Source organism: Pseudoalteromonas sp. ATL1, from assembly GCF_058933015.1.
Genome location: NZ_JBZYXL010000002.1, coordinates 729819 through 749809 on the forward strand (window position 1 = coordinate 729819; position 19991 = coordinate 749809).

Sequence of the window (19991 nt, forward strand, 5' to 3'; positions counted from 1 at the left end):
GAGTGCTGCTAAATTTTGCATTGTTAATCGCTTTAATACAAGGTACTCCGCCCGACCTTAACGCACTAAAAACTCAGTTAGATCTGCAACCTACAGAGGTTGCCCAGCAGTTTTATCATTACCAAAGTTTACCTGCTAACAAAGGCTCAGCGCAATTTTACCAACTGACTCTTCGCGCAGCCATTATCAGTAATCAACCCGCTCTGGCCAATGACATTGCACTCAAACTCGCTGACAATTCGTGGGAAACCTACATACCCAATCGCCATGCAAAAATACTCAGTAACCTGGGTGTATTATTGCGAATAAATGGCCACTACGAGCAAGCACAAAATGCTTATCAATGTGCTCTAGATTTAAGTGAATCAGACAATTTTTTCAGGTTCCATACCTTACTGAACCTACAATCTGCTATGGTCCACAACGGCGAACATGAGCACGCATTGCATGTACTAAATCAAGCACAGCAGCTTGCCACCACGGAGCAACAAACACAACGTATTAAAATTAATTTAGCCAACAATTACCTTGATAGTGGTCAGTTAACGCAAGCCATCCCCTTGTACAAGGAACTATTTAGAGACGCCAGTTTGGCACGACAAACGGAAAGTGCAGCACGTATTGGCCTCAATTTATTGAACGCCGTTGTCTTATCCAAAAACTACGTGCTATTTTGGCGATTTCAAAACAGCGTTAAAGAAAACATCTTTGCGCTCAAAGGCACTAATCACCATTATTTTTATCATTTTGTGCTGATGCGCGCTTTAGTGAGTGCAATACAAGCCCCCAATGAACAGCAATATGAACGTTTTGCCTACGCACTGAAACATGGTGAGTTTTTATTCGAATACGGCCAGAAGCATTCCATGGGACAGTATGTCAACATGCTGAATGTACCTTGGATAAGCGCACAATTTAACCAACAGCTAATAGAATATGAGCGCATTAGACCGCAAAAAGTGGTCACTATGGCACTCTATCATCGATTTTGCAGCGCCAAGAATGGGGACTGAAAGGCAAACACTTCGTTCACCTTTCAGTATTGGAAAACTAAAAATCGGCGTATTGATAGCTGTTTTGACCAAACTCAAAAACATTGATTTTTCCACACTGAGCAAAATGGTTGTTACTAGTGTAAGGGGTATTCGACTGTTGAATATCACCTTCCCAGCCTTGGCCATTTTTGACAAACGCCTTTAACTCAAACCACCCATTGATACTGTTATTACAGTCCATTTGAACGTCAAACATCCAGTAATGCGCACCATATTGATTCAAAGGTGTTTCGCCAAAACCATCTTGCTCAACGGTTTTCTTCGCCCCCCACTCGCTTGGCCAAAGGTGAGTTGTCCAATCTAGTGGGCTACCTTGTGCACTCGATACTTGTCCGTTTTCAAAAGCGCGCCAATCGAGCCAATTGTCGCCAGCCTTCCATTCATGAGTGGTTGGATTTTTTAAATTGTTGTGACTGATTTTGAGTGCGCAAGCTTGTTCATTATCGCTGCAGTTTCTACCAATGGATTGAGCATAGCCATGATCAATGCCACCCCGAATGAACATATCTTGCCCTGTTTGCGTTTGCGCTTTGATGAACACAATTGTGCGCTTAATGTTGACAGGGGTTTCACCGCTATTAAGTTTGCTATTGTGATGAATTGCAAGCGCGTCCATACCCGCTACCGATATATCCGCAACGCCATTTGCTTGCACGACGACTTTGCGCCCCGAGCAATGCGCTTTATCGTCACTTAGCTTGCCAGTTAGAACATCGCAATATTCTCCTTGCGCTAGCCCCGTTTGCAAAGATTGCTGCATCCCCCCCGACTCGCGGTTGATGACGACAAACCCTTGCACACCGCGAGAAAACGCGATTTGATTATTTCCGTTATCCCACCAATTACTTATCTGCCAAGTCGCTGTCGTGTTGTTTCTAAAATCCATTGCTCCGGCGATCATGCTTCTGCGATGTTCACACTGCCATTGATCCGAAAAACAATTTAGCTGACCATTTTCATGCACAACCACATTCGGTGCCCCCGCATCGCTGTCACCGTGAAACTCAAAACTCGACATCACTTTTGGATAGCCATATGGGTAAGCCAACATAAACACATTAGCTAAGTCGTATAACTTACCATCCTCAAAAGTGACAACATCACCAGCACCACCGTGGCCACGTTGATTATCATGATTGTCTACAAACACCACCGATTTGTAGCTTGGCATCATGCCCCACGCTTCGCCGAAGTTACTTAGCCATGCTAGTTTACCACCCTTAAATGTTTGCCCTAGCTTGGTGCTGTATTTAAATTCTGTCACTAGGCCATTTGTAAAGTACTCACTGGCGCTCACCGCTTCCCCCCCCTGATCGATCACTTCTTGAAATACCAGAGGCTCACCATTTACTTGAGATAAAACGGACGCAATATCAGAAGCAGGCATATGCTTGCTCGCATCAAGTCGAAAGCCAGCCACACCCGCTTCCATTAAGGTATTTAAGTATCCCGCAAGTTGTGACTGTACGTAGGCGGAGTCGGTATCTAAGTCCGCCAACCCGACGAGTTCACAGTTTTGTACGCGCCATGGGTTGTTACCGTAATCTTCTCCATTAATGGCACAGGTCTCATGAAAGTCATGGGGACTATACATAGGAAACTGCTTCACCCCATAAACGCTGCCAGCAACACCTTGGCCACTTCCAGCCGCCATATGATTGATCACCGCATCGACATAAATGTTCACGCCAACCTGTTTACAGCGCGCCACCATGTCTTTAAATTGCGTCTCAGACCCACCTCGGCTTTGCAATTGGTAACTGACGGGCTGGTAGCGCGTCCACCAAGGACTCCCCTGAATGTGCTCATTAGGTGGAGATACTTGTACAGCAGCGTAACCGTTTGGCCCCAAAAATGTCTCGCATTCCTGCGCCACATCGGGCCATGACCATTCAAAAAGGTGAACGAATGTAGTGGGTTCAGCATAGGCAGATTTTGCGAATAGCAACATCGTTGTGCCAGCCAAAAGCGATACTTTAGATAGATTATTTAATGTTGTCATAATGTGCTCGTATGTTATTTATTTTATTTACAAACCGATAACAACATAGAGCACTGACTGCTTTTTATCCCGCTGAATACGTATGCAGTCATTGCAAAAAAACACATTTTTAAAACGCGAATGAATTTTGGTGGTGCGCAGAAGCCACCAAATACACTTAACCCGAGCCTTAACCACGACTCAAAACATCAATACAACTCTTCCATGTAAGGCAATATCGCTTTTGAATAAAACTCAGGAAATACAAGCTGTCAAAGCGTACTCTGCGAAGAACATACCTGTTGCAGAACACCCCATCTACGCTAATTCGATAACAATCGAGAGGTTAAGCAACGAGCAAAACTCGAATTGAGTGTTTCAAAAAACAGCTCAACGGTTCTATCAAATAACTCACGGTGATTTTGCTGAAGAATTAATCTAATTATCACATAGTTGTGCCATGTTACCATGCTGTCATTTGTATGAAATTTAAGTATTAGTCATTGAAACTATCTCAAGGCAAGTGTTTTAATGAGCAAAGCAGCAAACGAGAGCAGGGAAAATAATGATATTCAATATCAAAGCATTATTTCAGTGCTTGATAAACACAGAATGAAGAGAGTGGACTCTGTGAGTATACGTTTAACTTCTCCTATCACAGATGCTCTGAACAGCTATGCACTCGTTTGCATTGCAAAGTTTCTAGTATTTACCGAGCTTTGACTAAAAACACCGTAATGCATCTAACCAGCACCGAGTGTTCAAAGCATAACTACATATATGAATAAATTAATGAAAACAGTAAGCTATCAGACAAAGAGGCAAATCTGAATGAAAATAAACAACACGGAAGAGATTATTGCGGACATCGCCCAAGGAAAAATGGTGATCATTATGGATGATGAAGACAGAGAAAATGAAGGTGACCTCATGGTTGCCTCAGAGCATGTTACGCCAGAAGTCATTAACTTTATGGCGATGTATGGCCGAGGCCTTATTTGTCAAACCATGACGACGGAACGTTGCGAGCAACTCAAATTACCAATGATGGTACAAAAAAATGGGGCTCAATTTTCGACGAATTTCACTGTCTCGATCGAAGCTGCAACCGGTGTAACCACTGGGATCTCCGCCGCAGATCGTGCTCGCACCGTGCAAGCGGCAATCGCAAAAGAAGCAAAACCAAGTGATATTGTCAGACCAGGCCATATATTTCCATTAAAAGCAAAAGATGGTGGTGTACTGGTACGAGCTGGGCATACGGAGGCAGGGTGTGATTTCGCGCGTTTAGCGGGCCTTCAGCCAAGCTCCGTGATTGTTGAGATTTTAAACGAAGACGGCACCATGGCGCGACGTCCTGATCTTGAGCTATTTGCACAAAAACACAACCTAAAAATTGGTACCATTGCCGACCTTATTGAATACAGAAATCTCAATGAATCGAGTATTGAACGCGTTGCACAATGCAACTTCCCAACACAATTTGGCGACTTTAACTTATTGACTTATAAAGATAGTGTACAAGGTCAGCTCCATTACGCACTGACAAAAGGCCAAATAAGCAACGCTAGGCCCACTCTAGTGCGAGTACACTTACAAAACACCCTGCTGGACTTGCTGCTGAGTAAAAAGGCAACGAGTGATAGTTGGACAGTACCGGCAGCTATGGAAAAGATCAGTCGTGAAGGTGGGGCTTTGGTCATTCTCAATGGGGGTGAAGATACCGAACAACTGAGTCGGGCTTTGCAAGGTCATGAAATGTTTGGCAGCGACTACCAGCCACCTTGCGTCAATCAAATCAAAAACACTCGAACAACGGGGCTAGGCTCTCAGATATTGGCCGATCTGGGCGTGACTGAGATCAGATTAATGGGCCATACACGCAAATACCCAGCACTTTCAGGGTTCGGCCTGAAAGTCATTGAATATATCGAGCCTGCAGAGAGCCCTGCGCTCGCACAAGAAGTAACGGTCTAATCAATAGAGTAAACACACAATAAATGCAGTATGACGACTGCATTTATTGCCACATAAAAGGCTAATGACTGGCAGCCGAGCGCGTTAACCGATCATGTACATCTTGCCAAGCTTCTTCATTCGGCGGAATTTCAACCCAAATTTCAGAAACTTCTGCCTGGTCGAGCTGATGCAACGCATAGTATAGCGCTTGCGCATAGGCCTGCTTGTCACTAGACATTCTCATCGCAACGGCACTATATCCTTCAAGCGCGATTTGCATGTGTTCCGAGTAGTACAAAACGGCAACCGTTTGCTGCGTGGAACTATCCAATTTCGCCAGACAATCAGCGATTTCTTTATGCGTCATTAACTGAACCGGTTTGCTCGGTTGATAATGTGCTTTCACATTGCCCGGAACCGCCGCATTATGTGACTTAGGTGCATATACTTCACATCCCAACACAGCTTCGATTTGCGATTTAGTGATTGGACCTGCACGTAAAATAGTGGGCACATCACCGCTGACATCTAAAATAGTCGACTCAAGGCCAACCTCACAGGGACCGCCATCGAGTACCGCCGCGATTTTTCCTTCAAGTCCATACATCACCTGCTCAGCATTCGTCGGGCTGATGCGCTTATAGGGGTTTGCTGATGGTGCCGCCAAACCGGAATCCAAACGCCCTAGTAACTCCAAGACTTTGGCATTATTTGGCACGCGAATACCGACGGTATCGTGACCACCTGTTACCACCTCAGAGACATGAGAGGCCTTTGGTAAGATCAAAGTGAGCGGTCCAGGCCAAAACGCTTTAGCCAAAACACCAACATGATCTGGTACAACCGATGCCCACTGCTGCACTTTATTGACGTGCTCAATGTGCACAATCAACGGATGATTTGCAGGTCGACCTTTTGCAGCAAAAATTTTTGCAACTGCTTCAGGCTGCGCCGCATCGGCCGCTAAGCCATAAACCGTTTCGGTTGGAATAGCTACTAGCTCCCCTTGCTTCAAATAGCTCAGCGCCTTATCTAAGTGCTGCTCATCACCTTTTGATAATACTTCAGTTGTTTTGTTACTACTCATTACCGTGCTCGTTAGAGGTTAAACTATGGGGGCGTTACTCGCGAAGACATCGCAAACCCGTTATTATACCAAAACTGTTTGGCGCGACCACAAGTAAATACTACCGATACGCAATTGATGACACCATGACATTTAACCCACATTTACCCTTGGTTTATCACCCTAATTACTCGTTTAGCTTTGACCCTAAACATCGATTTGTGATGAGCAAATTCGCTAGGTTATACCAACGTTGTAAAGCTGATGGCTTGATCCAGCATAACCTCCATCAACCATCCTTGGGTTCTCCTAAAGATTTGGAACACATTCATTGCGACAACTATGTGTGGGATTTGTGGCATAACAGGCTCAATGAAAAAGCAATGCGACGCATAGGATTACCTTGGTCTGAAGCTTTGATGGCACGTACATTCACCGCACCTTTAGGTACTTTGAAAACAGCGCAACTTGCTTTACAGCACGGTGTCGCCTGTCATTTAGCTGGCGGAACACACCATGCACATTTTGATTTTGGTTCCGGGTTTTGCATGGTGAACGACCTAGCATTTTGTGCAACCACTTTGATTGAGCAAGGCGACGCACACAATGTATTAATCTTTGATTTGGATGTACACCAAGGGGATGGCACGGCTGCCATGCTTAAACATAATCCATATATATTCACTTGCTCCATCCATTGTGAAAAAAACTTTCCCTTTAGAAAACAGCCTAGTGACTTAGATATTGGCTTAGAAAATCACATTGAGGATAAGCAATATTTGCAAATCGTTGAGCAAACTTTGCAAGGATTATTGGAAGATCTCAACCCAAGTATCGTACTCTACGATGCTGGCGTGGACATATGGACTGACGATGGGCTCGGAAAACTGAATATCAGTTGGCAAGGTATCGAGAAAAGAGATGCGCTAGTACTCAAACTATGTCAAAGCCGAGGAATACCTGTTGCAACAGTGATTGGTGGCGGATATGACAAAAATCATGAGCGTTTAGCAAAACGCCATAGTATTGTCATACAACAAGCTGCATTGCTTTAACGACAACCTACGGGCTTCCAAATTGTTGATTATGCTTGTCTAGCGCTAAGCGGACACGCTCGATAATAATTGGATCTGTGTTACGGTTGAAAGCTAAACATGCCCTTCTTTCATCTGCGTTCTTAACCTCATAGACTATTTCTAAAGTGTCTAACGAGCGACCCAATTCTTTCATTCGTTCATGTGCGGTGAATTCTGTCGTAATAATAAAATCGACCCTGCCCGCCAACAATTTCCTTGGACTAGCACTGGGGTCATAGGTCAAGTCTAAATTCACGCCACTTTTAAAACCACGTGCGCGCAAGTATTCGTGTGCAATACTGCCTCTTACCAAAGAAACAACATACTTTTTTGCATCATCTAGCGAATTAAGTTTAATATCCTTACGTTCACGAAGCTTAAACAAATATTCTTTTACGGGCGCCAACAAAGGGCAAGCCCATAAAAACAAAGACTCACGCTCAGGCGTACGATAGATAGAATAAAGCATGGTGTTCTTTTGGGTTTGGGTCAATTTCATAGAGCGCACCCAGGGGTAACTTCTTATCTCGTATTCCACTTGTGCGTCTGACAACACAGCCTTGACCTTTTCAGTTGCCCTGCCGACAATTTCCCCTCGCTCATTGGTATAATTGTAGGGCACCCACTCCTCTGTCACGACATTCAGCTTTGGCTGCGCACATATTGCGAAAGAGAAGAACGCTAACAACCAGAAAATTTTTTCCATAACGGCAACTCTATATAAGTTTGGTTAATTATAATACAAACACTTGCATATAAACCCGATACCGCCTGCCACACGCTGGGTTTCTTTGCATTTTAGCGCAACTTCATGCACCATTCTCAATTAACAAAAATAAAAGTATAGTCCGTTATGAAATCAATCCCTTTTCTGCTCTGCTTATTGCTGTTTAGCATTTGCGCCACTGCACAATCTGACAACAAACCAAGTGAGGCCGAGCAACAAAAAGTGCTCTCTGAGCTCAAAGAACCCATGTATAAGCCCTTGTTAGAAAGGTATATTTTAGATGAACTTAAATCAGTTCGCTATGATCAACAAAAACTGAGAGAAGATCTCACTAAACAAGTCACACATACACAACTTGATGCAGCCGACCGCGCGCTGACATACACCACTGACACGATTAACAACGTATTGTTCATCATCACCGCAACCGCATCGATACTCGTTGTGGTCGGTTGGAATTCTTTACGTGACATCAAAAATAAAGTGGAAGATCTCGTTAAAGAACGTGTGGGGAATATTACTGAAGAATATGAGCAACGCTTGCAAGTTCTTGAATCTAAACTAAAAGAACGCTCTGAAGAAATTCTCAATAACCACAAAAAGATCACCATCACGAATGAGGTGCATTCACTTTGGATGCGTGCCAACCTTGAGAGCGATATGAACTCAAAAATTGAGATCTACGATGAGATCTTAAAACGTAAACCTGAAGATGTGGAGGCCATTGCTTATAAAGCGGATGCGCTCCTAGAGCTTGGCCAAACCGGCGTGGCAATACAGCTTTGCAATCAAGCACTTGATATGGATAACGACTACGGCTATGCATATTGGCAGCGAGCGTGTGCTTACTCCATGTTGCACCAACATGCTGACGCTATGGCAGACATTCGTATGGCATTGGAATACGCGCCGAATCTAAGAAATGAATTGTTGCATGAAGCCGCATTTGCGAGCTTACATGACAATGCCAGCTTTAATGAGTTGATTGAGCAAGCTTAGCCACATCACTGATTAATTGCTTTTGCATCGCAAGAATACCAGCAACACTCTGCGCATCCAATTGACTGTTATTGAGATGAATGAGTGTTGCTTTGCTAAAATCAAAAGACAAGAACGCCTCTTTATGATGCGAAAATGAAAAAAACAGGGCTTTCAAACTCCCATCTTCTAAAGCCATTTTTAATCCCTTTTCTAATCGTTTCGCGAGTTCAAGATTGTTTTTTCGCACATAAAAATACATCACAGTTGGGTATTGGAGCACCAACTTTGGATAAACGACGAGCTGTTCGCTCGAGACTAAGTTAGCTAATTCGGCCTTTGCCTCAGTCACCGCCCGAGGAAAATAACGTCCCGCTTTATCATTCAAAAGACCGTACAAGTCTTCTTCACTCACTGAGTCATTATAGTTCAAGCCATTTTCAGCCAATATTTGCTTATCCGGCCAATCTCTGCCCACTAAAGCCGTCATCTTGTTCAATTGAGAGATACTATCAACTTGATCGAAGAGTCGATTATCATGCTGATTGATGACTAGTAAACGAATACCATAACTGCCAAATGCTAATGGTACTTGTATTGCGAGCGCTTGCTGTTCTCGGGCTTTGGAGTGCATTGTCCACATAACGTCAACGTTGCCCTTTTTGAGTTCAATAAACTGTCTGTTTTGCGTAATTAATGCGTCCATTGGTTGCAACCAATCAAGCTCTGAATTCGTTTGGGTTTTAGACAAAGCAAGTTCAAGTACTTTTACAAAGTAAATATTATTTGGGTTATTGCGAAGTACTGTCGCATCGACGTATTTAATCGTCTGGGCAACACAGACTTGTGAAAATGTAACTAAGTACAATAGGAGTAATTTATTCAACAAGTAGCGACAAGCAAAATACATAGTGTTATTTCCGCTTCAAATAAGCCTCGATCGCATGTGATAACAGCTCATCAATTTGCTCCTCAAATTCTTCTTTATCTTTTCCAAGTTTATCTAAGTAAGCCTCTGCTTGAAGTTCAGATAAGTTTTTATTGCCAACTTTATACTCGCGCTCAGGCAATGATTTATCGTATCGTGGTACAAAATTAAACACAGCGTAGGCTGGAGGCTTAATTTTCTGATTCGCAAAATCGCAGAACCCTTCTATAAAGTCAGAACCTGTTGGGCCCAAACATCCAGGCTCCACGCGATACACTAGTATTATCCGTTTATCATCCGTCATTATTATTACCAATATTGTTCTACTGAAATATGTCCAGCTTCCGCTCGCCTATGCTTTTTAAAGCCTTTATCCACTAAAATACTCGACGTTTCTTTAACCATTTCAGGATTGCCGCAGATCATAAAGTGGCTTGAACTGGGGAAACTAGACAAACCACAAAACTGCGCAAGTTCATCAGTTTGGCACAAGTGCGTTATTCTGCCTGCTAAGCCATTGTCGGGCGTTTCTCTAGAAACTACCGGCACATAGGAAAACTGCTCAAATAAGCTTTCCGTTTCCTTAATCCGCTTTTGATACGTCAAATCCGCATTCGTCCTTACGCCGTGCACTAATACTACTCTTTTAAATCTTTCCCACAACTTGCCTTGAGCCAATATCGAAAGAAATGGGCCAATGGCAGTGCCCGTACTCAGCATCCAAAGTACATCTGCATCGGGAATTTCGTCCAGCGTGAGAAAACCGCTGGCCTGCGAACCAACGAATACCTCATCATCCGCTTTGAGCTGAGCGAGCCGTTCCGATAAGCTGCCGTCCGTCACTTCAATCAAGTAGAACTCAAGTGTCGGATCTTCCGGTGGATTCACAAATGAGTAAGCCCTTGCAATTCGTTTACCGTCAATTTCTAAAGCGAGTTTGGTAAATTGCCCGGCTTTAAACGGCTGAATATCGGCCGCAATTTGTAAACTAAATAAACTGGGTGTCCACCATGTAACATCTAAAACTTTCCCTCTGCTCCACTGCGCCATTTAAATCCCCCAACATCGACACTTTAATCAATAACATTCCTCGAAAAGCGTGATCTGCTTACCCGAGATTTCACTTAAAGACCTCTTTAAACCATGGCAGATATGTCAACAAAGTCAAAAGCTAGGTGCACCATGTCTTGCCTAAAAACTCTGGTAAGGTATTTTTTTTCGCTTCGCTGAGAGGGGCTTCAGAATACAAGTGCTCCGCATTAATGGCGATTAAATGCGCCTTGATATCTGCTTTATAGCCACGCAGTGTAAACTGACGCGCGTTCTCCTTGAGCCATTTTTCTTGCGTAACGGACATTTTTTCCGTTTTTTGAATCGCCGCAATGGTATCTAGCCACTGTATGTAATCTAAGGAGTCTGGATGGTGTTCACGCATTTTTTCTTTAAAATCAGTGCGATATTTTTCGAATTTATCTAGGCGTTTATTTGCCAATGCCGACCCCATAATGTTATGCATAACGCCCATTTGAGAGCGCTGATTGTCTAACTTAATATACTGATGATAGGCCTGCTCAAAGCTATCCAACGCCTTAGCAAATTCACCTAACGCTTCAAATATATTGCCTCGTACGACAAAATAACCCGCTCTCACTTTGGTGGAAAGTTGCTCGGCATCAATGCTGTCAATCAACTGAAACGCCATTGCTGGTTGCTCTAATAAGCGATATACAATGGCTAAATTTACTTTGAGCAAGGTATGCTCAATATCACTACCTGATTTATCCAACGCACATTTGTAATGATACTTAGCCTGTTCTAATTGATAATTCAGCCGATAAGCAACGCCAATACGTGTGAGTAATTTAAATGTATAAGGCTGTGTTAGATTGAGCAGTGTCGATTCTTTTAAAGATTCGACTATATTCACATACGCTTCCCAATCACCTGCATTCATCGCTGCAAGCAGAGCCTCGTAATGGACTTCGACTTTGGCTTCAGGGTTGACAGCTTGCTCCAGTAATTTGGGATATACAAGCAACGCTTGCTGTGGGTCATTAGATGCTTGAGTCTTAAACTCATCTACCTGAGGTGCACTCACTTGGAGCATCATCCACGCAGAAAGTAAGGATGCGGTTATGGCCATACTGATACTCTTTACAATTATCGATAAATACAAGCATAGCTGGGATAAGCGAACGCGACCTTGTTTGTCGATAAATACCAAACAAAAAAAAGCCGCACTAGGTGCGGCTTTTTGGGTGTGATTCGCTTTGTTTTAGGCGTGTCTCCAAAACTCTGCGATTACGTTACCAAGGAACTTTAAATCTGTAGGCTTGCTAACCCCACAAATAAAACTTTTTAAATTGACTCTAGCGCAATTTTTACCATTTCGTTAAATGTGCTTTGGCGTTCTTCAGCAGGCGTTGCTTCACCCGTGATAACATGGTCGCTCACGGTAAACAGTGCCATTGCCTTTGCACCATATTCTGCCGCAACACCATACATACCAGCAGTTTCCATATCGGCTGCCATGATGCCAAGCTTGTCTAACTCTTTGTAAAACTCACCGTCTGCTTGATAGAAAGTATCAGTTGTAAACACATTTCCAACTTTAGCCTCAATGCCTAACTTACGTGCTGCATTAACACCATTTTCTAACAAACCAAAATCTGCAATAGCTGCAAAGTCATAGCCTCTAACACGCGCACGGTTCACGTTTGAATCTGTGCTCGCACCTTGTGCAAAAATAACATCACGAATTTTGATGTCTTGACTTATACCACCACAAGTACCAATTCGGATCAGATTTTTTACGCCATAACTTACAATTAGCTCTCTTGCGTAAATAGACATTGAAGGAATGCCCATGCCTGAACCCATAATACTTACCGGCTTACCGTTATAAGTTCCGGTAAAACCAAACATGTTACGAACACCAGTTACTTGACGCGCATCTTCTAAAAAGTGCTCTGCAATATATTGTGCACGAAGCGGATCGCCTGGCATTAAAACTGTTTCGGCAAAATCACCACTGTTTGCACTAATATGAGGTGTGCTCATCGTTTGTTTCCTTCTTTATGCTTTGCTTAGTGAAGTAACAAACCCTTCACCGTATTCAAGCGCAGATAAATTAAACCACTGGGCAAGGGTTTGACCTATGTCTGCAAAACTTTCTCTCTCTCCAAGAGCAACGCTCTTCATACCCGGCGTATAAGCTAATACTGGCACATACTCACGCGTATGATCTGTTCCCGGAGCCGTTGGATCACAACCATGGTCTGCCGTGATCAACAACAAGTCATCGCTTTGCAACTTGTCTAGTATAGTCGGTAAATATGCATCGAATTGCGCTAACGCTTCTGCATAACCAACTGCATTTCTGCGATGACCAAATTTTTCGTCAAAATCCACTAAATTAGTGAAAATTAAACTGTGATCAGGCGCGCTATCTACTAGCTCTGCTGTTTTTTCTAGCAAGTTCATCAACCCCGGCGCTTTATGCTTTTGGGTAATGCCTTGATGGGCATAAATATCCGCGATTTTACCTACACTGATCACTTCACCACCTTCTGCCGCTAGTTTGTCTAGCACTGTTGGCGCTGGTGGCATTACTGAATAATCTCTACGATTACCCGTTCGAATAAAGTCGGCACTCGAAGTGCCTATAAACGGCCGCGCAATTACTCGTCCTATATTCATTTCATCAAGCAGTGCCCGTGCGATTTCACATACTTGATAAAGCTTGTCAAGGCCGAACGATTGCTCATGAGCGGCTATTTGAAAAACGCTATCAACTGAGGTGTAACAAATTGGCATGCCTGTTTTAACATGCTCTTCACCCAGTTGTTCTAAAATCGTTGTTCCAGAGGCATAACAATTTCCTAAAATGCCTGGAATATCAGCGCGCTTGCATAATTCGTCAACAAACGCTTGTGGGAAACAAGGTACTGTGTTCGGGAAATAACCCCAATCAAACAATACCGGCACACCTGCCATTTCCCAATGGCCCGAAGGCGTATCTTTACCGCTAGAAAGCTCTTTGGCATAACCCCAAGCAGCCATTGGCGCTTGACGATCGCTCAGCTCACATTGCTCTTTGCCGGCTGCTTCACAAGCATCCGCGAGCCCTAAACGGCTTAGATTAGGTAATGCTAACGCTTTACCCGTTTCTTTTTTGTAAGCTTGTAAAAGGTGGGCAAACGTATTTGCGCCTACATCACCGAATTTTTCGGCGTCAGGAGCAGCGCCAATGCCTAGGCTGTCAGCCATTAAAATAATTGCTCTTGCCATTGTTTACCTCTTTGCTACAAAAAATGGGTTTACATTCGTATATTTATTCAACTTTTGCTCCCAAGGGTTGCTACTTTATTGTTGCTCCAAAAAATCGTACAGGACATAAGTCCGCTATCATAAAAGCATCATAAAATTCAATAATAGCCTGGCGTTGTTGATTTTGGTCCAGAGGACATAAGTCCTGTTTTGTGTCATACAAAGTCGTTAAATTTGCATCCTAAGCGAGGCAAAAGAGATTAATCGTGTCTTTTTTGCTATTGTGATCTTCCAACGTTAACAACTGCTGGGTGTGAACTTTAGTGACACGAACAATTATAGCCATTGCTGGAGCGTCTGCTTCCGGCAAATCTCTATTTACGCAAACTATATACAACGAATTGGTGAATGAACTCGAGTCGGGTGCCATTGCCATTATCGAAGAAGACGCTTATTACAAAGATCAATCGCATTTACCGTTTGAACATAGAACACAAACGAACTATGACCATCCGGATGCGTTTGAACATGATTTGCTACGAGAACATCTTGAGCAATTACGTCAAGGTAAGGCTGTTGAAGTCCCTACTTATGATTATGCCCAACACACTCGAAGTGATAAAACGCGTACAGTAACTCCAGCTAAGATATTAATTATAGAGGGAATTCTACTGTTAAGCGATCCCGCATTAAGTGAAGAGTTTGATATCAAGGTGTTCATTGATACACCTTTAGATATTTGTTTACTGCGTCGAATGCAACGAGACATTGAGCAACGCGGTAGGAGCTTACCGTCGGTGGTTGAACAATACCAAGCAACGGTAAGACCCATGTTTTATCAATTTATTGAGCCTTCAAAGCACAATGCAGACTTGGTTGTCACCCGTGGAGGTATGAATCGCGTTGCGATTGATATAATTAAAAGTAAAATAAAATATTTACTGCAAGAATAAAACGGGAAGTTTAAAGCATGACAACAATAATGAGCTTAGTGGGCATGTTAATGCTGCTAAGCGTGGCATACGGTTGTTCCACAAACCGTAGCGCTATAAACAAAAGAACAGTGGGCGTTGCGTTTGCAATGCAAGTCATCATTGGTGGCTTTGTACTCTTTGTTGAGGCAGGTAAAAATGCTTTGGCGAGTATGTCCGGTGCAGTCTCTGCGGTTATTGGATACGCCAATGATGGTATTGGTTTCCTATTTGGACCGCTTGCGGATAAAAGCTCTTTAGGCTTTATATTCGCAGTACAGGTTTTGCCTGTGATCGTATTCTTTTCGTCTTTGGTAGCCGTACTTTACTACCTAGGCATCATGGATTGGATCATTAAAATTTTAGGTGGCGGTTTACAAAAACTGCTGAAAACATCTAAGCCAGAGTCGCTTTCAGCCACAGCAAATATATTTGTGGGTCAAACTGAAGCGCCTTTGATTGTAAAACCGTTTATACCAACGATGACTAAATCTGAGTTGTTTGCTGTCATGGTCGGTGGTTTGGCAACCGTAGCAGGCTCTGTAATGGCCGGTTACGTGGCAATTGGTGTTGAGCTGAAGTATTTAATCGCAGCCAGCTTTATGGCGGCGCCAGGTGGTTTCCTCATGGCCAAGATGATTGTGCCTGAGACTGAAACCCCTAAACAAGACTTATCTGACGTAAAAGTGGATGAAGATAAGCCTGTTAATGTGATTGATGCAGCCGCAGCGGGTGCTTCAAGTGGTATGCACTTGGCGCTTAACGTTGGTGCAATGTTATTGGCATTTGTTGCTTTGATCGCATTACTAAACGGTATGTTAGGCGGTATTGGTGCTTGGTTTGAGCATCCAACCCTAACTTTACAAGAGATTTTAGGTTACGTTTTCGCGCCTGTTGCATGGCTAATTGGTGTGCCTTGGAATGAAGCCGTAACTGCCGGTAGTTTTATCGGTCAAAAGCTAGTAGTTAACGAATTTGTTGCCTACTTAGACTTTATGAATTATCGCGATGGGTTAAGTGAACACACACAAGCGATTGTCACATTCGCGTTATGTGGTTTTGCTAACCTATCATCGATAGCCATCTTACTAGGCGGACTGGGCGGTATGGCGCCAAGTCGAAGAAAGGATATCGCACGCTTAGGGCTCAGGGCGGTTTTAGCAGGGTCTATGGCTAACCTAATGAGCGCAGCAATTGCAGGGTTTTTCCTCTCGCTAGCTTAGAAACTTAACGAGATATGCCGCATTTGCAAAACAATTGGTTGGATGCCTTAAGGGGTTAAGGTATTCATACTAACTTGAACGATACTTCACCAAAGGGCCGCTAGGCCCTTTTATCGTTTCTAGTACCTAGCTTTTCTCTAGTCAGAATTTTTTATCTGTACACTCTCAACACATAGTATTGCCCCTCTATTCAGTCGCATTCTCTAATCTATTGATATTCGTTGACATGATTAACAACTAAAAACACAATGTATAAGGTTTTAGGAACAAACAAATAGCACTAAACTGGCTTTGTGCCTAATGCCCTCAATAAACCAAATAAAAGGACAATATTATGGGTAACGTACATATTCTGCATGAACTTGATTTAGGTGAGTCAACTAAATATGCTGATTTCAACTCACAAGAATGTAAAATCGCAGCATCAGGAGAGATCGCACCTGCTTGCAAAATCGCACCACCAATCACACCGCTCACGACTACACCGTCTCGCAAAAAGGTGGATCCATCACAAAAAGTGATCCCCCTTGTTGAGTTTGCCCCAACGTGCAATGGAGCAGCATCAAAAAACGAAGACCAATAACGCTGTACATGCTTTTAAGCCAACTACCCCAAAGTTGGCTTTTCATGTACAACTTTGTACACGTCTTAAAATTATATGGATCAGCAATACATGTTTCGTTTTCCAAAGGACCTCTCTGACTTGCTTACGCCAAGCACGCAAGCCATGCTAACAGGTGACAAACGCCCGCCTTTAATTGATTTCAGCAAGCAATCTAATCATTACCACCTTGTAGATAAAGCACTCACCCCACAAGCATGTAAAGGGATAATAGAGATATTAGATGCCACATTTTATGCGCAGATGGGTATGGTCAACAAAAGCATTGACCCGCAGTGGCTAGCACAACAAGCAATAAATTATGATGATTGGTTTGGCAAAACAATGCATGCACGTACCCATGTTCTTTGGGATAAGGACGACCCTCTTTACACTGCGGCTAAAAATATAGGCTTAATAGACATGCTCAGTTCAGAGTCAATGCGACGTTTTGTAGAGCAAGCAACGGGGCTAAAACTAGAAGCAGGCTATGGCACGCAGATCTCTTGTATTGAACCTGGCCATTACGTTAGCCCTCACAATGATCATCACCCAACTCTCGACTGGGCGAAGAGTGGCTATGTTGATTTTCACATTATGGTGAGCAATGAGCATGTCGAGCATCAATACTTCATTGCAGAAAAAAACGGCCATTTAGAAAATATATGGGACATCAATCACACCCAAGGTGCATTATCTTTTTTACGTCTTCCTTTTTGGCACCACACCACCCCCTTAGTCGCTAAAAAAGGGCACGAGCATCTAGCGCGTCGCTGGCATATTGCAAATGTATATAGAATTACAGGGCATTTAGAAGGAAATACACCTGAAGGAAGCCACGATTTCATTCGCTTTTTAAAAGGTCAATTTAACGATAAAGCGTCAACCACCCAAACACAAAGCTCATTGAGCTCTATTGCCAGCTCTTTGCAGCCTCAAGAAAACCATATAGAGTCACCCAAACAGGACACAATACATGAAGAACATGTCCCGTTGTCTTTATCAAAAATTTGGAACTGGCAAACTGAGTTTTACCATGAGCAAGGTATCAAAGCTTGGTCAAACGACATAGTACCTCACCAAATAACAAACAGCCCCTACATCGCTAAACTCTATTTCAAAGCGATTTTAAACTATTACCATACTAATAAAAGCAAACTGTCCACTAAAAAGCCATTAAAAGTCATAGAGCTGGGCGCAGGAAGCGGAAAACTCGCTTTTCATATACTGAATGAAATTGCACAGCATCAATTACAGTGCACAGACACGTTCCACATTCAGTATGTAATAACTGACTTTAGCCAAACCAATGTAGATACGTGGTCAAAGCAACCTCAATTGAAAAAATACATAAGCGCTGGCTTACTGAAAGCAGAACAATATAATGTGTGCTCTCATCATGGCTTTTCTGCAAGTCAGACTGTCGCGGATATCGTTGGACACTCGCCTTGTGTACTCATCGCAAACTATTTAATCGATAGCATTCCATACGATGTTTTCACCGTCCAAAATAACGAACTTAAAAAACAGTTATTCCACATTGATGCGATACGTAATAGCGACAGCAAAGAAATGTTAAACATACAATTGCAAGAAGCATCACTGGAGACTGTTACCTCTAGTCCTTTGTATTCGTTTATCAGTGACTACGCGCATTTGTTACCAGAAAATACGAGCATTTCGTTTTCTTATGAATTGACTCAAACCATAATTGGCTTTTTGGAAGCAACACAGAACAACATGTTATTGTTGGTATCTGATAAAAGCGTGTCCAGTCTAGATAAGCTACAAAGCGCTTCGCCAAAATCACTAGCGGTACACGGTAGTTTTTCTTCCCAAGTTAATCTTCACCCGTTAAAAACCCTGTTTAAATACAAAGGGGGTGACTCTGTTCATGTGGAGTATGCCGATACGCCACTTGGTATATCCGCTTTTTTCGTTAACCAAGATAATGCCGATACAATTACCGATTTAAAAGACAAGTTACAATGGGATTTCGAGCGCAATAACCCCATCGATTTTCATGCCATTGCTACACAAGCCATTCAATCACCTAATAATGACCTTACCTCTATTTGCTCTCTTTTTAGATTGAGCAACTTCGACCCATGGCTCCTTACACAAATTCAAACCCAGGTCCGTGACTACTTAGCCACATATGAATGCAGTTCAGCACAATTAGAAATATTTACACATACCTTGCATAGACTATTTAACAACTATTTCGACTTGGAGCGTAACGGTCAATTTGCATTTGAGGTGGCAACTTTATTCCATGTAATGCAGGATTTTGATAGTGCGCTTAGGTACTATAAAGTGGCAACCGCTCAAACTACACAAGCAAACGTCTTTTTTAACACAGCTATTTGCTTAATCCATACCGGACTCTGCACTGAAGCGGTTACTTACCTAGAAAACGCACTAAAACTCGATCCTATTTACAGCAGAGCCAAAGCAAAATTAAATGAATTACACGCAATAGCGAATCCAGAGGGCAATTAACCGATGAGCACTAATCAAAGCCAAATTCGCACTTATTATTTAGAAATGCACAGTAAAGATGATGTCGTGATTTGTGCAGTCCCTAAAAACCTTTCAATTATAGAAGTGGTTCATAAGCAGCCCGAGTTTAACCAATTCTTGTATGCGTTTATTGGTAAACAGTGGAACTGGAACGATAAGCTTTCATGGAATTTAGATGCTTGGCAGCAATACCTTAGTGAAAACCAAATTCGCACTTGGGTTGCGTATGTCAATGGCGCTATTGCCGGCTATTATGAATTGAACATACAAAATTCGGGTAATGTGGAACTAGCATATTTTGGCCTGACTCCGAGCTTTATTGGCAAAGGCTATGGCAGCGCATTGCTTAGTCACGCATTGGAGTCCGCTTGGTCCATAAGCGACACGAAAAGAGTTTGGGTGCACACTTGTGATCTTGACCATCCTCATGCTCTTAACAACTACAAGAAACGAGGCTTCACCCATTTCAAAACAGATATAGAGTAAAGCTCAAGCAACTTGAAAAGCTCCGTGGCACCAAAGTTAAATTGATTAAAGGGTCACAAAGGCCCTTAAACCATTTGTGCACTACCATTACCTGATGCCTTCTGTATTAAAAAAAACTTGTTCTTATACTACTGCTCACTTCAAACCG

At 42.8% G+C, this 19991-nt stretch carries 18 protein-coding genes; 9 read left to right on the forward strand and 9 right to left on the reverse strand.

The annotated features are described in order from the left end of the window. Window positions 1-2 precede the first annotated feature (2 nt). Window positions 3-1013, forward strand: a complete 1011-nt coding sequence (locus AC5FX4_RS21260) for a tetratricopeptide repeat protein (protein ID WP_493608416.1) — start codon at window positions 3-5, stop codon at window positions 1011-1013. 37 nt (window positions 1014-1050) lie between these two features. Here AC5FX4_RS21260 and AC5FX4_RS21265 read toward each other — a convergent pair whose 3' ends face one another. Further along, a complete protein-coding gene (locus AC5FX4_RS21265) occupies window positions 1051-3006 on the reverse strand; it encodes an alpha-amylase (protein ID WP_493608770.1) in 1956 nt (651 codons plus the stop codon). Window positions 3007-3867: 861 nt separating this feature from the next. On the opposite strand from AC5FX4_RS21265, the gene ribBA reads away from it, so the two are divergent. Beyond that, window positions 3868-5013 carry a bifunctional 3,4-dihydroxy-2-butanone-4-phosphate synthase/GTP cyclohydrolase II gene (gene ribBA, locus AC5FX4_RS21270; protein WP_493608417.1) on the forward strand — a complete coding sequence of 382 codons (1146 nt, stop codon included), beginning with the start codon at window positions 3868-3870 and terminating at the stop codon, window positions 5011-5013. A 61-nt stretch (window positions 5014-5074) separates the two neighbouring features. Here ribBA and AC5FX4_RS21275 read toward each other — a convergent pair whose 3' ends face one another. After that, entirely contained in the window at window positions 5075-6082 is a 1008-nt protein-coding gene (locus tag AC5FX4_RS21275) for an L-threonylcarbamoyladenylate synthase (protein ID WP_493608418.1), read from the reverse strand. Window positions 6083-6207: 125 nt separating this feature from the next. Here AC5FX4_RS21275 and AC5FX4_RS21280 point away from each other — a divergent pair, with 125 nt between their 5' ends. Beyond that, the gene (locus tag AC5FX4_RS21280) at window positions 6208-7116 is read left to right on the forward strand and encodes a histone deacetylase family protein (protein ID WP_493608419.1); all 909 of its coding nucleotides are present in this window, start codon (window positions 6208-6210) and stop codon (window positions 7114-7116) included. A 7-nt stretch (window positions 7117-7123) separates the two neighbouring features. On the opposite strand, the gene AC5FX4_RS21285 is transcribed toward AC5FX4_RS21280, so the two are convergent. Further along, window positions 7124-7843 (reverse strand): substrate-binding periplasmic protein, encoded by a 720-nt coding sequence (locus tag AC5FX4_RS21285; RefSeq protein WP_493608420.1) that lies wholly within the window; start codon window positions 7841-7843, stop codon window positions 7124-7126. Window positions 7844-7990: 147 nt separating this feature from the next. On the opposite strand from AC5FX4_RS21285, the gene AC5FX4_RS21290 reads away from it, so the two are divergent. Continuing rightward, a complete protein-coding gene (locus AC5FX4_RS21290) occupies window positions 7991-8863 on the forward strand; it encodes a TPR end-of-group domain-containing protein (RefSeq protein WP_493608421.1) in 873 nt (290 codons plus the stop codon). Here the strand turns inward: AC5FX4_RS21290 and AC5FX4_RS21295 are convergent. The 6 genes from AC5FX4_RS21295 to AC5FX4_RS21320 all read right to left on the reverse strand — a co-directional run bounded on the left by AC5FX4_RS21295 (window position 8838) and on the right by AC5FX4_RS21320 (window position 14060). Beyond that, window positions 8838-9728: a hypothetical protein gene (locus AC5FX4_RS21295; RefSeq protein WP_493608422.1), complete on the reverse strand. Its 891-nt coding sequence runs from the start codon at window positions 9726-9728 to the stop codon at window positions 8838-8840. The two genes, AC5FX4_RS21290 and AC5FX4_RS21295, sit on opposite strands and share 26 nt — an antisense overlap. Window positions 9729-9756: 28 nt before the next feature. Further along, the gene (locus tag AC5FX4_RS21300; protein WP_493608423.1) at window positions 9757-10074 is read right to left on the reverse strand and encodes a hypothetical protein; all 318 of its coding nucleotides are present in this window, start codon (window positions 10072-10074) and stop codon (window positions 9757-9759) included. A gap of 5 nt (window positions 10075-10079) precedes the next feature. Next, window positions 10080-10820 (reverse strand): ferredoxin--NADP reductase, encoded by a 741-nt coding sequence (locus AC5FX4_RS21305; RefSeq protein WP_493608424.1) that lies wholly within the window; start codon window positions 10818-10820, stop codon window positions 10080-10082. Window positions 10821-10941: 121 nt separating this feature from the next. Beyond that, window positions 10942-11913 (reverse strand): YfgM family protein, encoded by a 972-nt coding sequence (locus AC5FX4_RS21310; protein WP_493608425.1) that lies wholly within the window; start codon window positions 11911-11913, stop codon window positions 10942-10944. Window positions 11914-12128: 215 nt separating this feature from the next. Beyond that, on the reverse strand, window positions 12129-12830 hold the full coding sequence (gene deoD / locus AC5FX4_RS21315; RefSeq protein ID WP_493608426.1) for a purine-nucleoside phosphorylase: 702 nt from the start codon (window positions 12828-12830) through the stop codon (window positions 12129-12131). Between the two features lie 15 nt (window positions 12831-12845). Beyond that, window positions 12846-14060: a phosphopentomutase gene (locus tag AC5FX4_RS21320; protein WP_493608427.1), complete on the reverse strand. Its 1215-nt coding sequence runs from the start codon at window positions 14058-14060 to the stop codon at window positions 12846-12848. 302 nt (window positions 14061-14362) lie between these two features. Here AC5FX4_RS21320 and udk point away from each other — a divergent pair, with 302 nt between their 5' ends. The 5 genes from udk (at window position 14363) to AC5FX4_RS21345 (ending at window position 19843) form a co-directional block, all read left to right on the forward strand. Next, on the forward strand, window positions 14363-14992 hold the full coding sequence (udk, locus tag AC5FX4_RS21325; protein WP_476288858.1) for a uridine kinase: 630 nt from the start codon (window positions 14363-14365) through the stop codon (window positions 14990-14992). A gap of 17 nt (window positions 14993-15009) precedes the next feature. After that, window positions 15010-16233, forward strand: a complete 1224-nt coding sequence (locus AC5FX4_RS21330) for a NupC/NupG family nucleoside CNT transporter (protein WP_493608428.1) — start codon at window positions 15010-15012, stop codon at window positions 16231-16233. A gap of 334 nt (window positions 16234-16567) precedes the next feature. Further along, the gene (locus tag AC5FX4_RS21335; protein WP_493608429.1) at window positions 16568-16816 is read left to right on the forward strand and encodes a hypothetical protein; all 249 of its coding nucleotides are present in this window, start codon (window positions 16568-16570) and stop codon (window positions 16814-16816) included. 90 nt (window positions 16817-16906) lie between these two features. Further along, on the forward strand, window positions 16907-19336 hold the full coding sequence (locus tag AC5FX4_RS21340; RefSeq protein ID WP_493608430.1) for an SAM-dependent methyltransferase: 2430 nt from the start codon (window positions 16907-16909) through the stop codon (window positions 19334-19336). Window positions 19337-19339: 3 nt separating this feature from the next. Then, window positions 19340-19843 carry a GNAT family N-acetyltransferase gene (locus AC5FX4_RS21345; protein ID WP_493608431.1) on the forward strand — a complete coding sequence of 168 codons (504 nt, stop codon included), beginning with the start codon at window positions 19340-19342 and terminating at the stop codon, window positions 19841-19843. Window positions 19844-19991: the final 148 nt, after the last annotated feature.